The organism is Algoriphagus sp. A40 (assembly GCF_002002735.1).
GTDB lineage: Bacteria > Bacteroidota > Bacteroidia > Cytophagales > Cyclobacteriaceae > Algoriphagus.
Window position 1 is genome coordinate 344235 of the sequence record NZ_MUNY01000072.1, and the last position, 15354, is coordinate 359588.

Genomic DNA, 15354 nt, shown 5'->3' on the forward strand with positions numbered 1-15354 from the left:
GTTCATTTTTTGGTCAGGGTGATTCGGTCCAGAGGGGTGGTTTTTCCAGTTTTAATTTCCACATTGAAAAGTGTGTCAGAATATTCAATGTCTTTTGGGTCTATGTAAATGGTGTAATTGCCCGGATCGAGACGGAATAAAAAGTTGCCGGAAGTATTGACATGTGTGCTCACAGAGTCGACATTCCTGATTGCATAGATGACGGGACGAAGGTCAGTAGGACTGGTGGTTCCTGTCAAATCACCTCTTCCAATTCCCGAATAAGCACTAATTGTCGGATTAAAATCAAGAATCAGCGGGTTGGGACTGGTTACCTGAATGGATTTTTCCAAATCAAAATCCAAAACCAAATCATAGGAAATGCCCGATTCGAGGTCAATATCCAAGGCTTGGAAATAGTCTGTTTTTCCTCCTGGTAGCTCCAACGGATAGCGGTCTTCATCCAAAAAAAGTGAGTTTCCAGGGCCTAATCTCAGGGTGATTCCGGTGATTTGTCCAAGCTGCATTTCACTCCTCGCCACAGGAAGAGCAGTGCCTCCCACCAGTTGAGAAACGTCGACTTGTTTGTCACCGGGCTCATAGGGCAGGAATATTTTCTGAATTTCTCCTTCCCGACCATTGGGCACAAATTCAAGTTCAATCCCTTGAATTTCAACAATTACGGAATCCCATTGTGCTGGAGCATCGATCAGCAGGACATTGACGAGCGCCTTGGGACTCGAATCAAATTCATTGCAAGACCAAGCCACAGCGGAGCAGGCCAAGAGAAGCAAGAGAGATTTCAGTCTGTTCACGGATCAAATTTAGGGTAAATGAATTCAAATTTCCCTGCCATTTACGGATTTGGGGATTTTGAAGGGGAAAATCTCCTTTGGGAATAAACTCGCTCCCGAAACCTGTATTGTCCTTTGGGATTTTTAATTTTGGGCATGATGAAATGGGAAAAGTTGCTGGCAAACGGGCGTTTTGGAGTTTCTCCAAAATCTCCGAATTTGGAATCCAGCCGGACAGAATTTGAAATAGATTACGATAGAATCATTTTTTCGGCACCATTTAGGAATCTTCAGGACAAGACCCAGGTTTTTCCGCTTCCGGAGCAAGCTTTTGTTCACACCCGCTTGACCCATAGCCTCGAGGTGTCCAGTGTAGGCAGATCATTGGGTAAATCCTGTGGGGAATTTCTCCTCGAAAAATATCCCGCATTGGAAAAGTTGGGTGTTTCTGCCTCCGCTATCGGGTCAATTGTGGCTGCTGCTTCTTTAACACATGACATTGGAAATCCTCCTTTTGGACATGCCGGTGAAGAAGCTATTTCTGACTTTTTCAGATTACACCCTCATGGGAAAATATGGGAAAAGCATGTCAGAGTAGATCAGTGGGCGGATCTGATCAACTTCGAAGGAAATGCGCAGGGTTTTCGAATGCTCGTATCCCGCCAATTCGGCTTGAATCTGACTTTTGCCACTTTGGCCGCATTTACTAAATATCCCCGTCCAAGCCTGATCCCCCAGCGGGATATCGCCCGAAAAAGCCAAAAGAAATTTGGGTTTTTCATCAATCAACTGGTTGATTTTGAACAAATGACAGAGGCCCTGGGAATCGAGAAAATCAGTGCTGAATGCTGGGTAAGGCATCCATTGGCATTTTTGGTGGAAGCAGCAGATGACATTTGCTATACCATTATCGATCTGGAGGATGGATGCACCTTGGGTTTGGTGAGTTTTGAAGAAACGGTGGCGCTTCTTAAGCCGATTCTGGGAGAAAGATTTGATGAGGAAAAGTTGAAAGACAGGACCCACACCCAAAATCTGGGTATTTTGAGAGCTATGGCGATCGGACAGTTGGTCGGAGAAACAGTAGAGGTATTTGCCCAATATGAGGAAAGCATGCGAAAGGGGAATTTTGACAAAGCCTTGACTGACATTATTCCTTCAGCAAAGACTTTGGCAGCGATTTCTTCCGCTTCTGTTAGAAAAATTTACCGATCCAAAGTCGTTTTGGAGAAGGAGGCTGCAGGGTTCCAGGTTTTAGAAGGATTGCTTTCAGTGTTTTCCCAAGCACTTTATCACCAGTTTTATTATCCTGAATTATTTTCCGGTCAGGACAAAAGCATTTTGAGATTATTGCCGGAGGACTTTCCTCTCAAAGGTTGGGGAGCCGAAGTCAATCCCTATCCTTTGCTCAGAAGTCTGGTGGATTTTATTTCCGGAATGACGGATAAGTATGCGCTAAATCTCTACAGAAGAGTTAAGGGAATTTCTTTCCCGGGCGGGTGATCAAAAAAGGCATAAAAAAGCCGGTGAGGATTATCCTTCACCGGCGATTTTTTGAAATTTCAATTACTTTGCTGCGGTGGTATCCGTAGCTGTGGTGTCTACTGCTGTGGTGTCAGCAGGAATTTCTTCAATTACAGGGGCAACTTCTTCTACAGGAGTTTCTTCCACTACCTCTTCTTTTTTAGCTCCACAAGAAGCCAAAGTAGCGACTGCAAATCCTACGGCGATTGCCATCACGGTAACTGATTTGAAAGTTTTTGAGATCATAATTATGATTGGTTAGGTTGATAGCTTTTTCCACCAAAATGAGTGAAAGGCTGAATAAAATTAAATAATTTGATTCAAAAACAAACTTGTTTTGAATTTTTATTCAGGTTTATTGAAAATATTGAATTCAATTAAATCCCTTTTTGTCTATGAAAGGATTTGGAATTCAGTCGAAGCTTTCTTTTTCACTCCAATCAATCACTTCATTTTCGAGGTAGTGCGGGTAGATTTTCCGATGCTGTTTTTTGACTTCTGTGAGAAGTGCATCCCGGAATTCTTCTACATTTTCAGCAGATGCCGCAGCCATAAACACAGGTTTGATTCCGGTTTTCTTTTCATAAGCATCACTGAGGGCTTTGAAGTCTACATAGCGGGTCTCCTGAAGCTCGTGTTCGCTGATGTGCAGGGATTCTTCTTCGGAAGGCATCTGATCTACCAGATCAATTTTGTTGAAAACCAGCAAAACAGGCTTGTCTCCTGCCTTGATTTCATTCAAAGTCTGCGTGACTACCCCAATGTGGTCTTCAAATGCGTGGTGGGAAATATCCACCACATGGACCAACAGGTCCGCCTCGCGGATTTCATCCAGAGTGGATTTGAATGACTCGATCAAGTGAGTGGGTAGTTTGCGGATGAATCCAACCGTGTCCGAAAGCAGAAACGGAATTGTATCCAAAACGACTTTTCTGACCGTGGAATCGACGGTGGCGAAAAGCTTGTTTTCTGCCAAAATATCTGTTTTGGTGACCAGGTTCATCAAGGTACTTTTGCCCACATTGGTGTATCCGACCAGAGCTACCCGGACGATTCCTTTTCGGCTTTTCCTTTGGGTAATTCCTTGTTTTTCGATGTCCAGAAGTTTCTCCTTCAATAAGGTGATTTTAGCACGAATGTCCCGTTTATCAGTTTCGATTTCTTTTTCACCGGCACCACCCCTGGTACCTGTGCCACCACGCTGGCGTTCCAAGTGGGTCCACATATTGGTCAAGCGAGGCAATAAATATTGAAATCTGGCCAACTCTACCTGGGTTTTGGCTTGGGCAGTCTGAGCTCTTTGGAGGAAAATATCCAAAATCAGCAGCGATCTGTCGTAGATTTTTACTTTGATCTCATTTTCCAGATTTCGCATTTGTGAAGGACTCAGGTCGTCATCAAATATGACCATGTCCACTTCGAAATGCTCCACATAGGATTTAATGTCCTCGAGCTTTCCGGATCCCACAAAAGTACGGATGTCCGGTTTTTCCATGCGTTGGGTGAACCTGTAAACTGTTTTTGCACCCAGCGTTTCCGCCAAAAAGGCAAGTTCATCCAGATGTTCTTCCACCTCTTGTTCACTTTGCTGCTGGCGGATCAGTGTGACCAAAATGGCAGTTTCCATTTTGGGTGCGGTATCGTGAAGTTTTTGGAGTTTCCTTGAAAATTTACTCATAACGGGTTCTATTCGCTTAAATAAAGGTCTATTTCGGGTAAATGGTTCATCCAAAGGGATTGGAGAAAAACCAAGTCTATTAGCTTAGGATTTGAATTTCAGCTTCCAGTAAGCAAATTTGGGCATAATTCCTTAGAATAGATTAGGATAGTCTCTGCGGGTGTGGTTATTTTACCGCTTAAAGCCGTAGAATTTATCCCCAAAATGGCAGAATTGCGTCGCACTCCGATTTCAGGTCTTCTTGAGATTTTTCCCAAAATATTTCCAGACAGTAGAGGTTATTTCTTCGAATCCTTCCGGCAAGATTGGTTGGAAAAGGAAGGCATTGAAGTGGACTGGATTCAGGATAATCAATCTTTTTCCCAAAGAGGCACGGTCCGCGGACTACATTTTCAGAAATCCCCTTTCGCCCAGGCCAAACTTGTGCGAGTGATCACAGGAAAAGTATTGGACGTGGCTGTCGACCTTAGAAAGGGCTCCCCGACCTATGGAAAGCATTTTTCCACAGTCTTGGATGGTGAAAGAAACAATTTGCTTTATGTTCCTACTGGTTTTGCCCATGGTTTTTCGGTTTTGGAAGATGCTGTTTTCGTGTATAAGTGTTCTAATTATTACAACAAGCCTGCCGAGGGCGGGATCCTTTGGAATGACCCAAAACTAGGGATCGACTGGCTGGTTGAGGAACCGATTATTTCGGATAAGGATAAACAATGGGTAACCCTGGATGAATTTACTACTCAAAGCGGAGGAGGTTTGTGATGGGATGGTTTGACGTTTTCAAAAAAAAGCCATCTGAACCTGTCCCACTTGACTTGTCATGGCTGAAGGTGGACATGCATTCCCATTTGATTCCTGGAATAGACGATGGCTCCAAATCCATGGAAGAATCACTGGAATTGGTGAAAAGGTTGGCTGACTTTGGTCTGAAAAAAATCATCACCACTCCTCACATCATGTCTGAATATTACCGCAATACGCCGGAAATTATCGGGATGGGACTTGAAGATCTACGTAAAGCGGTCAAAAACGAAGGAATAACCTTAGAAATTGAAGCGGCGGCAGAATATTACATGGATGAGATATTTCTCGAAAAAGTGAAATCCGGCGAAAGGATGCTCACTTTTGGAGAGGATTATATTCTTGTGGAAACGGGTTTTATCAATAAACCCCAAATGCTCCTTGATATTATTTTTCACCTGGAAATGGCGGGATACAAGCCAATTCTCGCCCATCCGGAGCGATACCAATATCTGATCGGGGACAAAAAACTTCAGGAAGAACTGATTGACAGAAAGCTTCTTTTCCAAGTGAATTTGCTGTCCTTTACGGGATTCTATTCCAGACAGGTCAAGGATTTTGGGGAAATGCTGGTTGAGCGAGGAGTTGTCGCACTGCTTGGTACAGATTGCCACAACGCCAGATATCTGGATATGCTGGAGACCCTGCCCAAGTACCAAAAAATCTACGAGAAAATTCAAAACCTCGATCTAATCAACACCCGACTGTAATATCCGGCCTATGAATATTCTGATTACAGGAATAACCGGTCTGTTCGGAAGTCAATTGGCGAAGGAATTTAGTCAGTTGGGGAAAATCCATGGTCTGAAAAAAGAGCATTCAAAGTTGGATCTTCTCAGGGATGCCAATTATGAGATTCAATGGCATAAGGGAGAACTTTCTGATGTGGAATCTCTGCTGGAGGCTCTCCAGGGCATTGACCTCGTAGTTCATTCAGCAGGGCTCGTATCTTTTTCTTCCAGAGACAAAGAAAAACTCCACCAGACAAATACAGTTGGTACAGCCAACTTGGTCAATGCTATGCTAAGTGCCGGAGTGACCAAACTTGTCCACGTAAGCTCGGTGGCTGCCATTGGCAGAAGTCCCGAGCTGAGTGTGATCAATGAGGAATTTAAATGGGTCGAATCGCCTCTGAATACGGATTATGCAATTTCAAAGTATTGGGCCGAGCTCGAAGCTTGGCGGGGAGAGCAGGAGGGCCTCGACCTGATAGTGGTGAATCCATCTGTGCTTTTGGGCAAGGCAACATATGGTAAAAGCAGCACGGCGATTTATTCCTATGTCTTGGAAGGAAACAAATACTTCCCGAAAGGGGATCTGAATTTCATAGATGTCCGTGATGCGGCAATTATTACCAGAGCTTTGGTGGAAAATCAAGCCTGGGGTGATCGGTATATTTTGAACAGCTGCAGCCTTTCTTATCGTGAATTTTTCACGGAAATGGCTTCAGTTTTTGAAAAAAAGCCTCCAAAAATTCCGGTAAGCAACTGGCAGATATCCCTGGGCTCAATAATATTTTCTCTCCTTAGGACATTGGGACTAAGCAAAAGTCCGCTCACAAAAAAGACCGCGATGCTGGCACAACAGGCTATTCGGTTCGACAATTCCAAAATCCAAGAACTTCTCGATTACCGGTATACCTCCCTTAGAGAAAGTCTGGAATGGGCCAAAATTCCCTGAATCAAACTTATTATTCTAAGCCAGCGTTTAGTCAAAAGGTAAACCCAGAATTTTTCACCATTTCCTGGCAAAAAAAATTTCCAGAAATGGAAAAATTAATAAAAGCAAATATTGAGTTACCTGTAATATTGGTATCTTAAATAAACCATAACACCATCGAATGACCGGAGATCACGATCACGACTGGGAAGAGGATAAAAAGCTCGTGGAGCGATTTGAAAATTCCCTGAAATCAAACCTCGACCTCTATTTCGAAGAAGAAGAACTGGAAGATATTATCCGGTTTTACTTCGATCAGCAAAAGTTCCTCAAAGCACTAAGAGCTTCAGAATTTGCCTTGGAAAAGTTTCCTTTTTCAGTGGAGATCCGCTTGCTCAAAGCTCAATGTCTTATCTTCAATGATGAGCTGGATGAGGGTTTGGGTATTTTGGAAAATCTGAACAACCTCTCGCCAAACAATGAGGATATCGTATTGGCCCTGGCCAACGCCCAGATTCTGGCAGGGAACCATCAGGAAGGAATTGAACTGCTGGAAAATTATTTGCCGATGGCGGAAGACAAAGCAGAAGTTTTTTATTCCCTGGGAAATCTCTACCGCGCCAAGGGTGACAATGCCAAAGCCAGTGACTATTTCAAAGAGGCGGTAAAAAACCGGATCAACCACGAAGATGCATTGTTTCAACTGGCAATGATCACGGAGGAAGAAGGCTCCTTTGACGAAATCCTGGAGTTTTATCAGGAATTCATTGATCAAGATCCTTATTCAGCCGGTGCATGGTACAATCTAGGAGTGGTCTATAATCGACTCGGGCGATTTGAAGATGCGATTTCAGCCTATGAATATGCCTTGATCATTGATGATGCTTTTGCCTCGGCATATTTCAACATGGGAAACTCCCTGATGAATACCCACCAATATGAAGCGGCATTGGAGGCTTACCAAAACACGATCAACTGTGAAGGTGTAAATGCCGAAAACTGCTGCTATATGGGTGCGGCCTATGAGAAATTGGGCAAGATAGACGAGGCTTTCAAATATTTTAAGAAATCAGCAAAGCTGGATGAAGAATACGATGATGCCTGGTTTGGACTGGGAATGTGTATGCTGAAAAAGGAAAAGTTTTTCGAAGCGATCCACTATTTCAAAAAAGCGCTCAATCTCAATAAGGACAATGCAAATTACTGGGTGGGACTTGCAGATGCTGAATTCAATCTGGGAAATATGCAGGCAGCCTCGGAAGCTTATGAGGAAGCAATCAATCTTGAACCCGGCATTATGGAGACTTATGTCAATCTCTCTGTGATTTACTTTGAGCAAAACCGATTTGAAGAAGCCATTGATGTCGTACGGGAAGGGATAGAAGAAGCCCCTGAAGAACCTGAGCTATATTATCGCATGGTTGTTTACCTCGTGAAGATGGGCAAATACAAGGAGGCGTTTTCTTATTTGGAAAATGCATTAACTTTGGACTTTGATAGGCATACCATCTTGTACGAATTGATGCCGGAGCTGAAACAACAAAAGGCCATCTACAAGATCATCGCCCAATACCGGGATGACCATCCCAGCTCTAAACTTTAAAACCTGGCAAATGAATTATGTGCTGAAGAATATTCCTGTACGGACTGAGAAGCCACGTACCACGGGATTTACTATGGCTATGGACAAAGGTCTTAGCCTTCGGGAAACCGAAGATTTTGTAGATAGCTGCTCAGATTATGTTGACATCGTCAAGCTGGGTTGGGCTACTTCTTATGTTACCAAACATCTCAATGAAAAGTTAGCTGTTTACAAGGCAGCCGGAATCCCGGTTTATTTGGGAGGGACACTTTTTGAAGCCTTTATTGTCAGGGGACAATTTGAAGACTACCGAAGAGTACTTGACAAGTATGAATTGGAATTTGCCGAGGTTTCCGATGGATCGATTTCATTGAATCACGACAAAAAGTGTGAATACATCTCCACCCTTGCCCAGCAGGTGACGGTTCTTTCCGAAGTGGGTTCTAAAGATGCCGCCAAAATCATCCCTCCTTATAAGTGGATCGAGCAAATGCAAACAGAACTCGCTGCAGGGGCTTGGAAAGTAATCGGAGAAGCACGCGAAGGAGGAAATGTCGGCTTGTTTCGAGATTCAGGTGAGGTACGTCAAGGACTGGTTGAAGAAATTTTAACTCAGGTACCTGAGGAAAGAATCATCTGGGAAGCACCTCAGAAATCCCAGCAAGTTTGGTTTATCAAACTGCTCGGTGCCAATGTCAATCTCGGAAATATCAGCCCTTCAGAGGTTATTCCTTTGGAAACAATCCGCTTGGGACTCAGAGGGGATACCTTCGATCATTTCCTGGGAGAAATCAAGCTTTAATAAAATCCTAACTTTAGCAGGCTGATCGATTCATCGGTCAGCCTTTTTCTTTATGAATTCAATCAAAAAATACGCCCTGACCTACCTCAAAGGAATGGCAATGGGAGCCGCAGATATAGTTCCGGGTGTATCGGGAGGATCAATTGCCCTGATAGCCGGTATTTACCAGGAGCTGCTCAACAGTATTAATTCATTTTCACTGGAGAATCTCAAGCTTTTGGGAAAATTCGAAGTGAAATCATTTTACAAAGCAGTCAATGGATCTTTTTTGCTCAGTCTGCTTTTGGGAATTCTGACCAGTATTTTTGCGCTATCAAACCTGATCACTTACCTGATGAGTGACCACCCTATTCCCTTATGGTCCTTTTTTACTGGGCTGATATTGATCAGTGCATTTTTGATTTTGAAAGAAATCAAAAGGTGGCATCTGGGGGTGATTTTGGCTGTTTTGATAGGTACTGGAATTGCCTATTGGGTGACCAATTTGCCACCCACGACCACACCCAATGCGATTTGGTTCACTTTTGTGTCAGGGGCTATTGCCATCTGTGCGATGATTCTTCCGGGAATCAGCGGAAGCTTTATTCTCCTGATCATGGGCCAATATGAACCGATCCTGCAGGCTGTAAATGAGCGCAATTTCCTGAAGCTGTTTGTTTTTGCTGCCGGGTGTGCAGTGGGTATTCTTTCGTTCAGCAGAGTTGTTTCTTGGCTTTTAAGGAAATACCACTCTGCTACTATTGGGTTACTTTCAGGCTTTATGCTGGGTTCGGTCAATGAGCTTTGGCCTTGGAAAATAGTCACAGCTTGGAGAACTTCTTCAGATGGAGAACAAAAACCCTTTTTGGATGAAAATATTTTACCGGGAGATTATTTGGAACTGGTTGGCAAGGAGCCGCTGATTCTTTCGGCATTTTTGGCATTTGCCTTCGGCATCTTCTTGGTTCTCTTTATCGAATGGTTGGCTGCTAAGCTTTTGAAATGATGAGAAAATTCGGCTTGATCGGGTATCCCCTGACCCATTCTTTCTCCAAGAAATACTTTTCAGCAAAGTTTGAAAAAGAGTCTATCTGGGATTGTCAGTTTGACCTTTATGAAATTCCCCAAATCGGAGACTTTGAAAAGGTTTTGGCTGAAAATCCCGATCTGGAAGGAATGTCTGTGACGATCCCCTATAAGCAGGAAGTAATTCCATTTCTGGACGAACTTGATCTAGCCTGTGCTGAAATCGGCGCTGTAAATTGCATCCAAATCCGTGACGGAAAGCGAAGGGGGTTTAATACAGATTACATCGGGTTTAAAAATTCTCTGACAAGTTGGCTCGGAGATATCCTTCCCAATGCGTTGGTGTTGGGAACTGGTGGGGCATCCAAGGCTGTAAAAGTTGCGTTGCGTGATTTGGGAGTGGAATTTCTCGCTGTGTCGAGGAGTAAAGGCGAAAATCAGATTTCTTATTCTGAATTGGCAAATGAGCCGGATTTTCTAAAAAAATACCGTCTGATCATCAACACTACTCCACTTGGAACTTTCCCGAAAACCGAGGAAATGCCTGAGATTCCGGTAGAAATGCTCAATGAATCCCATCGCGTTTATGACCTGGTTTACAATCCGGCAGAGACAATGCTGATGAAAGCCTGCTTGGAAAAAGGAGGAAAAGCAAAAAACGGCATGGACATGCTGGTACTCCAAGCCGAAGCAGCTTGGACGATCTGGAATTCTTAAATTAATTCTATGAAATCGAGGAGGACTAATCATCTGGACCGAAAAGTCCTTGCCTTCAGAAATATGACAATTATCTTCTATTGATCTATTGCTCATTGCTTCCTGATGGAATATTTGTGATTTTTCAGCTATGGAAAAATCTCCCGAAATCGTCCGTTGCCCCTGGTGTCTGGGCTTTCCCGAATATGTCGCCTACCACGACACCGAATGGGGAGTGCCCGTCTATGACGACCGGATTCACTTCGAATTTTTAATCTTGGAAAGCGCTCAGGCAGGTTTGAGCTGGGCTACTATTTTGAAGAAAAGAGAAGGATACCGGAAAGCATTTGCTGATTTTGACTACAAGATCGTTGCGGAATTTCCGGAAAGCTATGTCCAGGAATTACTTCAAGATCCTGGAATCATCCGAAATACACTAAAAATTAAAGCCGCCATCAACAATGCCCGCTGCTTTATGGAAGTGCAGCAGGAATTTGGGTCTTTCTCAAATTACATCTGGGGATTTGTTGGGGGAAAACCCATCCAGAAATCGCTGCGAACATTGGGTGAAGCTAAGGCAACAACTCCCGAATCCGATCTTTTAGCCAAGGATCTCAAGAAGCGTGGCTTCAAATTTCTAGGCAGCACGACCATCTATGCCCACATGCAGGCCACGGGTTTGGTCAACGACCACTTGGTGGAGTGCTTCAGACATGAGCAGGTAAAACTTTAGACAAAAGCAAAGAACACCAGCCAAACCAGAAACAAAATCGGAAGGAGGATGGGTAGTGTAAACCGGATGATGTAGCCAAAGAAGGAAGGCATTTTTACGCCACTTTGCTCAGCGATGGATTTTACCATGAAGTTTGGACCGTTTCCGATATAAGTCATTGCACCAAAGAAAACCGAGGCTATGGCTATGGCTGCCAGCTGGAAAGTAGTGTCCGTATCGTTCATCGAGTTGTCGGCAAACTCTCTCACCTCCGCAATACTGTTGATATTGGCTCCCTCAGAAGCCATGGCAGCAGCCAGGAAGTTGAGGTAGGTCGGAGCATTGTCCAAAACCGCCGATAGTGTCCCGGTTCCCCAGTAAAGGGTATTTACGGTGATCATTTCGGCACCTTCCGGAGATTTTGCAAAATTGCCGACCAGTTCCAATGCCGGCATCATGGTGCCAAAAATCCCAACGAAAATAAAGGCTACCTCACGGATGGGTTCAAAATTGAATTCATTTCCCTTGATGGCTCTTTTGTCGGCAAATTTGTATGAAAAGAAGGCCACCGAAAGCATAATGATTTCTCTCAGAAAGGAAAATTTTTGACCGTCATAAACGATGGCAGGCACGCCTTCAATCACATTTGGATCCAGAAACACCGCAGCAATAATGATCGCTAACCAACCAAAGTTTTTTACACCGATAAGGGTAAACTTATTCGTATAGATGATTTCTTCCGTGTATTCATCTTCATTAGCCTTTCCGAATTTCCTGTCCAGGAAGTAAAATACCAAGGCTAGAAGTGCCAAGGCTAATGCCCAAGCAGGCCAGTTGTGTTCAATAGTCCAGAAGAAAGGCACTCCTTTCAAGAATCCCAAAAACAGTGGCGGGTCTCCGATTGGAGTCAAAGAACCTCCGACATTGCTGACCATCAGAATAAAGAAAACCACATGGTAAGCCTGGATGTTTCCTTTGTTCAATCGGATAAATGGCCGGATCAAAAGCATGGAAGCGCCGGTAGTACCAATTAGGTTGGAGACAACTGCCCCAATCAAAAGCAAGGATACATTTGCCAATGGGGTCGCTTTCTTATCTATTTCGATCAAAATACCCCCTGACGCAACAAATAAGCAGGTCAATAAGGAGATAAACTGGATATACTCTGCAAGGGCATGCACCGGTGCATGGACATTGTCCAATACAAACAGGTAATAAAGTACGACTAATAGAGAAAAACCGATGGCTACTTTTGGATAATTGTGATGCCAGAAGTGCTCATAAAACAGCGGTCCTGTTGCAATCATCAAAAGCAATGTGACAAAAGGAATAACCAACCATGCCGGAGCGGAATGATGGACTTCTTCATCGGCATGGATTTCTGCAATTGCTGGATCTACCTGACCTTGGTCAGAGTCAGCTTGAGCAATTAATTCTACCGAAGTATCTGCAGAAAATGCATAGGAATCAGTCGGTCCAATTAAGCCAAAAAATAATATTCCGAAAAATATGGATAGACTTATAAGATATTTCTTCATTTGGTCGATTTGAAATCTTGGGTTTGCTTTCCGGAAATTTAGGCAAATTATAATCTGGTCAATGGGATGAAAGCAGTTCACTAAACTACTGATTTTGATGGATACTGTCCAACTACTACAAGTACTAGAACCGGAATTCATGAAAAATTAACTCAGGACTTGAATCTTCTGGTATCCTTTTACACGAGTTGTGTCAAAGCTATTTTAAAGGAGATTTGAGCCAGTTTGGTTTTTTCAGGATTTTCTGAAAAGGTCCTTTTCATCGCTTTTTTGATAGTTTTAGAAACATCCGAGAAAATCGCCTGATCTGTAACTTCTGCTCCGTCACTCATCAGGTAAGCAAATACCCGAGCCATGCCACAGTTGGCAATAAAATCGGGAATCACAGCGATTTTTTCGTCTGCCCAGACACCGGTCGGTCCGAAGAAAATTTCGGAATCAGCAAAGGGCACGTTTGCCCCACAGGAGATTACCTCCAAACCGGACGCAACCATTCTGGATACCTGATCCTGGGTAATCAGTCGGGAGGCCGCTGCCGGTATGAAGATTTCACTTTTAAGATTCCAAATCCTACTGTTGATTTCATCATAGGGAATCAGATTTTCTGCCACAAGTTTGTTGCCCTCTCTTTTCAAGAACAGCTCCCGGATTTCATCCAGATCAAACCCATCTTCCTTGATCAATCCTCCGTCCCGGTCGATAATTCCGACGATTTTCACTCCTTCCACTGCCAAAAAACAGGCCGCAGCGGCACCGACATTTCCCCAGCCTTGGATGATAGCCCGCTTTTCCCGGATGTCACCGCCCCAGATCGAATAGAAATGACATACCGCCTCGGCGACGCCATAGCCTGTAATCATATCTGCCACAGTGTATTTTTTTGATCCGTTGGGGGTGAATTTGGGATCTTCCAGCACTTTGGAAACCCCTTGTCTAAGTTGACCGATCTTTCGGATTTTTTGGGGCTCATTGGCATGAAAATGCCCGTTGACGATGCCTTCTTGGGGATGCCAAAGGCCATAGGCTTCTGTGATCGGGATTACCTCATGAATTTCGTCCACATTCAGGTCTCCGCCGGTTCCGTAATAATTTTTGAGAAGGGGCATTACTGCCTTGTACCATCGCTCCAGGACTCCGGCTTTTCTAGGATCTGCCGGGTCAAAATTGATCCCGGATTTGGCTCCTCCAATTGCAGGGCCGGACACAGTGAATTTGACTTCCATTGTTTTGGCTAGGGACTCCACTTCTCTTTTGTCCAGGCCTTTTCGCATGCGGGTTCCGCCTCCGGCAGCTCCACCCCGAAGGGAATTGATCACTACCCAGCCTTCGGCTTCGGTTTCTGAATCACTCCACTCGAATACGATTTCCGGTTTTTTGTTTTCAAATTTCTCTAGAAGGTCCTGCATTTTATTTTGGGTTTATATTGGGCCCAAAAATAGAAAAATTACGATTCAGTACTCAGCTAGCTTGAGATGACCTGTCAGCCAAAGACTGTTCCTCCGCAATTGTCCCGTGAGGCTCCTGTCACTGATGCCAGGCAATTATTTTCCCCCCGGAGCCGCAAAACGCCCAAAAATGCAAAAATCAGGGCTTCCTTGAATTCAATCAATTCAGAATTGGCTTCAAAATGCCGCCATTTTCTTTCCAGATAATGATCCAGCCGCTCAACAAAATAGGCGTTATAAGCTCCTCCGCCTGTTATCAGGACCAGGGGAGATTCCTTTTGGGAAAAAGATCTGATCACATTGCCCATCTGAAAGGCATAATGCTCCACCAAGGTACTCAGGTTGTCTGCCGGACTTAGACGGAACTTATCGATCAATGGCAGAAAATCATTTTCCATGTCCTCTCTTCCCAGAGATTTTGCAGATTTCTCAGAATAAAAAGGCAATTCGTTCAGGGCTTCAAACATCGTAAGATTAATCTCCCCCGTGCGTGCGATTTCTCCTCCCTCATCATAAGATTTGCCCAATTTATTGGCTTCTCGGTTGAGTAGGAGATTAAAAGGACTACAGTCGAAAGCTATCCGGTTGCCGTCTTTTTCCATGGAAATGTTGGCTATACCACCCAAATTGATGCAAAAGTCAATATTTGGAAAAAGCAACTTATCCCCGATGGGAACCAATGGCGCCCCCTGTCCCCCAAGTTGAACATCCAACATCCGGAAATCATTGATGACACGCTCACCCGAAGCTGCATAAAGTGCCCAACCGTTTCCGATTTGCAGACTTAGACCTTTTTTGGGCTGGTGAAAAATGGTGTGTCCATGGGAAGCCACTGCCATCGGTTTAATTTCAAATTCCTTGCAAAAATCCCTGACTTGCTCACCCATCCATTTTCCAAAATCCACATCCAGTTGGGATAGTTCAAGCCCGGATTTCAGATGAGCCTCCGAGAGTTTTTTCCCCAAATCCTGAGGAAATGGGAAAGTTTTTGCCAGGACAATTTCAAAACTCCATTCCATCTGATGTTCAAAATGGACATAGGCCAAATCAAGTCCATCGCCTGAAGTTCCGGACATCAATCCGATCAAACTGTATTTTTCCTGACTCATGGGTTAAAGATTGTTAAGTGGAGAAGCTGATCA

At 44.0% G+C, this 15354-nt stretch carries 15 protein-coding genes; 9 read left to right on the top strand and 6 right to left on the bottom strand.

Annotated elements, in window-relative coordinates; translation table 11 throughout:
• Nucleotides 1-2: 2 nt before the first annotated feature.
• On the bottom strand, nt 3-794 hold the full coding sequence (locus B0E43_RS19035) for a DUF4382 domain-containing protein (RefSeq protein WP_077352708.1): 792 nt from the start codon (nt 792-794) through the stop codon (nt 3-5).
• Nucleotides 795-932: 138 nt separating this feature from the next.
• Here B0E43_RS19035 and dgt point away from each other — a divergent pair, with 138 nt between their 5' ends.
• Nucleotides 933-2276: a dGTP triphosphohydrolase gene (dgt, locus tag B0E43_RS19040; RefSeq protein WP_077352710.1), complete on the top strand. Its 1344-nt coding sequence runs from the start codon at nt 933-935 to the stop codon at nt 2274-2276.
• Between the two features lie 63 nt (nt 2277-2339).
• Here the strand turns inward: dgt and B0E43_RS19045 are convergent, their stop codons facing one another.
• Complete coding sequence (locus tag B0E43_RS19045; protein ID WP_077352712.1) at nt 2340-2543, bottom strand: hypothetical protein; 204 nt, start codon at nt 2541-2543, stop codon at nt 2340-2342.
• 166 nt (nt 2544-2709) lie between these two features.
• Nucleotides 2710-3975, bottom strand: a complete 1266-nt coding sequence (gene hflX / locus B0E43_RS19050; RefSeq protein ID WP_077352714.1) for a GTPase HflX — start codon at nt 3973-3975, stop codon at nt 2710-2712.
• A gap of 204 nt (nt 3976-4179) precedes the next feature.
• Between hflX and rfbC the strand changes: the two genes are divergently transcribed.
• The 8 genes from rfbC to B0E43_RS19090 all read left to right on the top strand — a co-directional run bounded on the left by rfbC (nt 4180) and on the right by B0E43_RS19090 (nt 11250).
• Entirely contained in the window at nt 4180-4734 is a 555-nt protein-coding gene (gene rfbC, locus B0E43_RS19055) for a dTDP-4-dehydrorhamnose 3,5-epimerase (RefSeq protein WP_077352716.1), read from the top strand.
• Nucleotides 4734-5483, top strand: coding sequence for a tyrosine-protein phosphatase (locus B0E43_RS19060; RefSeq protein WP_077352718.1), 750 nt, complete (start codon nt 4734-4736; stop codon nt 5481-5483). Before rfbC ends, B0E43_RS19060 begins: the two co-directional genes overlap by 1 nt.
• A gap of 10 nt (nt 5484-5493) precedes the next feature.
• Nucleotides 5494-6453 carry an NAD-dependent epimerase/dehydratase family protein gene (locus B0E43_RS19065; RefSeq protein WP_077352720.1) on the top strand — a complete coding sequence of 320 codons (960 nt, stop codon included), beginning with the start codon at nt 5494-5496 and terminating at the stop codon, nt 6451-6453.
• Between the two features lie 160 nt (nt 6454-6613).
• Nucleotides 6614-8035 (top strand): tetratricopeptide repeat protein, encoded by a 1422-nt coding sequence (locus tag B0E43_RS19070; protein WP_077352722.1) that lies wholly within the window; start codon nt 6614-6616, stop codon nt 8033-8035.
• 10 nt (nt 8036-8045) lie between these two features.
• Nucleotides 8046-8816, top strand: a complete 771-nt coding sequence (locus B0E43_RS19075; RefSeq protein ID WP_077352724.1) for a phosphosulfolactate synthase — start codon at nt 8046-8048, stop codon at nt 8814-8816.
• Between the two features lie 52 nt (nt 8817-8868).
• A complete protein-coding gene (locus B0E43_RS19080) occupies nt 8869-9801 on the top strand; it encodes a DUF368 domain-containing protein (protein ID WP_077352726.1) in 933 nt (310 codons plus the stop codon).
• Nucleotides 9801-10538, top strand: a complete 738-nt coding sequence (locus B0E43_RS19085; RefSeq protein WP_077352728.1) for a shikimate dehydrogenase — start codon at nt 9801-9803, stop codon at nt 10536-10538. The genes B0E43_RS19080 and B0E43_RS19085 overlap by 1 nt, the downstream gene beginning before the upstream one ends.
• 130 nt (nt 10539-10668) lie before the next feature.
• On the top strand, nt 10669-11250 hold the full coding sequence (locus tag B0E43_RS19090; RefSeq protein ID WP_077352730.1) for a DNA-3-methyladenine glycosylase I: 582 nt from the start codon (nt 10669-10671) through the stop codon (nt 11248-11250).
• Here the strand turns inward: B0E43_RS19090 and B0E43_RS19095 are convergent.
• The 3 genes from B0E43_RS19095 to B0E43_RS19105 all read right to left on the bottom strand — a co-directional run bounded on the left by B0E43_RS19095 (nt 11247) and on the right by B0E43_RS19105 (nt 15321).
• Nucleotides 11247-12767 (bottom strand): sodium:proton antiporter, encoded by a 1521-nt coding sequence (locus B0E43_RS19095; protein ID WP_077352732.1) that lies wholly within the window; start codon nt 12765-12767, stop codon nt 11247-11249. The genes B0E43_RS19090 and B0E43_RS19095 overlap by 4 nt on opposite strands.
• Nucleotides 12768-12946: 179 nt before the next feature.
• A complete protein-coding gene (locus B0E43_RS19100) occupies nt 12947-14173 on the bottom strand; it encodes a Glu/Leu/Phe/Val dehydrogenase dimerization domain-containing protein (protein ID WP_077352734.1) in 1227 nt (408 codons plus the stop codon).
• A gap of 74 nt (nt 14174-14247) precedes the next feature.
• Nucleotides 14248-15321: an anhydro-N-acetylmuramic acid kinase gene (locus B0E43_RS19105; protein WP_077352736.1), complete on the bottom strand. Its 1074-nt coding sequence runs from the start codon at nt 15319-15321 to the stop codon at nt 14248-14250.
• Nucleotides 15322-15354: the final 33 nt, after the last annotated feature.

Bases quoted from the DNA above. Each gene is read 5' to 3' on its own strand.
- B0E43_RS19060 (WP_077352718.1), top strand. From the start codon at position 4,734: ATGGGATGGTTTGACGTTTTCAAAAAAAAGCCATCTGAACCTGTCCCA.
- B0E43_RS19065 (WP_077352720.1), top strand. From the start codon at position 5,494: ATGAATATTCTGATTACAGGAATAACCGGTCTGTTCGGAAGTCAATTG.
- B0E43_RS19075 (WP_077352724.1), top strand. From the start codon at position 8,046: ATGAATTATGTGCTGAAGAATATTCCTGTACGGACTGAGAAGCCACGT.
- B0E43_RS19095 (WP_077352732.1), bottom strand. From the start codon at position 12,767: ATGAAGAAATATCTTATAAGTCTATCCATATTTTTCGGAATATTATTT.
- B0E43_RS19070 (WP_077352722.1), top strand. From the start codon at position 6,614: ATGACCGGAGATCACGATCACGACTGGGAAGAGGATAAAAAGCTCGTG.
- B0E43_RS19100 (WP_077352734.1), bottom strand. From the start codon at position 14,173: ATGCAGGACCTTCTAGAGAAATTTGAAAACAAAAAACCGGAAATCGTA.
- B0E43_RS19085 (WP_077352728.1), top strand. From the start codon at position 9,801: ATGAGAAAATTCGGCTTGATCGGGTATCCCCTGACCCATTCTTTCTCC.
- B0E43_RS19045 (WP_077352712.1), bottom strand. From the start codon at position 2,543: ATGATCTCAAAAACTTTCAAATCAGTTACCGTGATGGCAATCGCCGTA.
- rfbC (WP_077352716.1), top strand. From the start codon at position 4,180: ATGGCAGAATTGCGTCGCACTCCGATTTCAGGTCTTCTTGAGATTTTT.
- B0E43_RS19090 (WP_077352730.1), top strand. From the start codon at position 10,669: ATGGAAAAATCTCCCGAAATCGTCCGTTGCCCCTGGTGTCTGGGCTTT.
- B0E43_RS19105 (WP_077352736.1), bottom strand. From the start codon at position 15,321: ATGAGTCAGGAAAAATACAGTTTGATCGGATTGATGTCCGGAACTTCA.
- hflX (WP_077352714.1), bottom strand. From the start codon at position 3,975: ATGAGTAAATTTTCAAGGAAACTCCAAAAACTTCACGATACCGCACCC.
- B0E43_RS19080 (WP_077352726.1), top strand. From the start codon at position 8,869: ATGAATTCAATCAAAAAATACGCCCTGACCTACCTCAAAGGAATGGCA.
- dgt (WP_077352710.1), top strand. From the start codon at position 933: ATGAAATGGGAAAAGTTGCTGGCAAACGGGCGTTTTGGAGTTTCTCCA.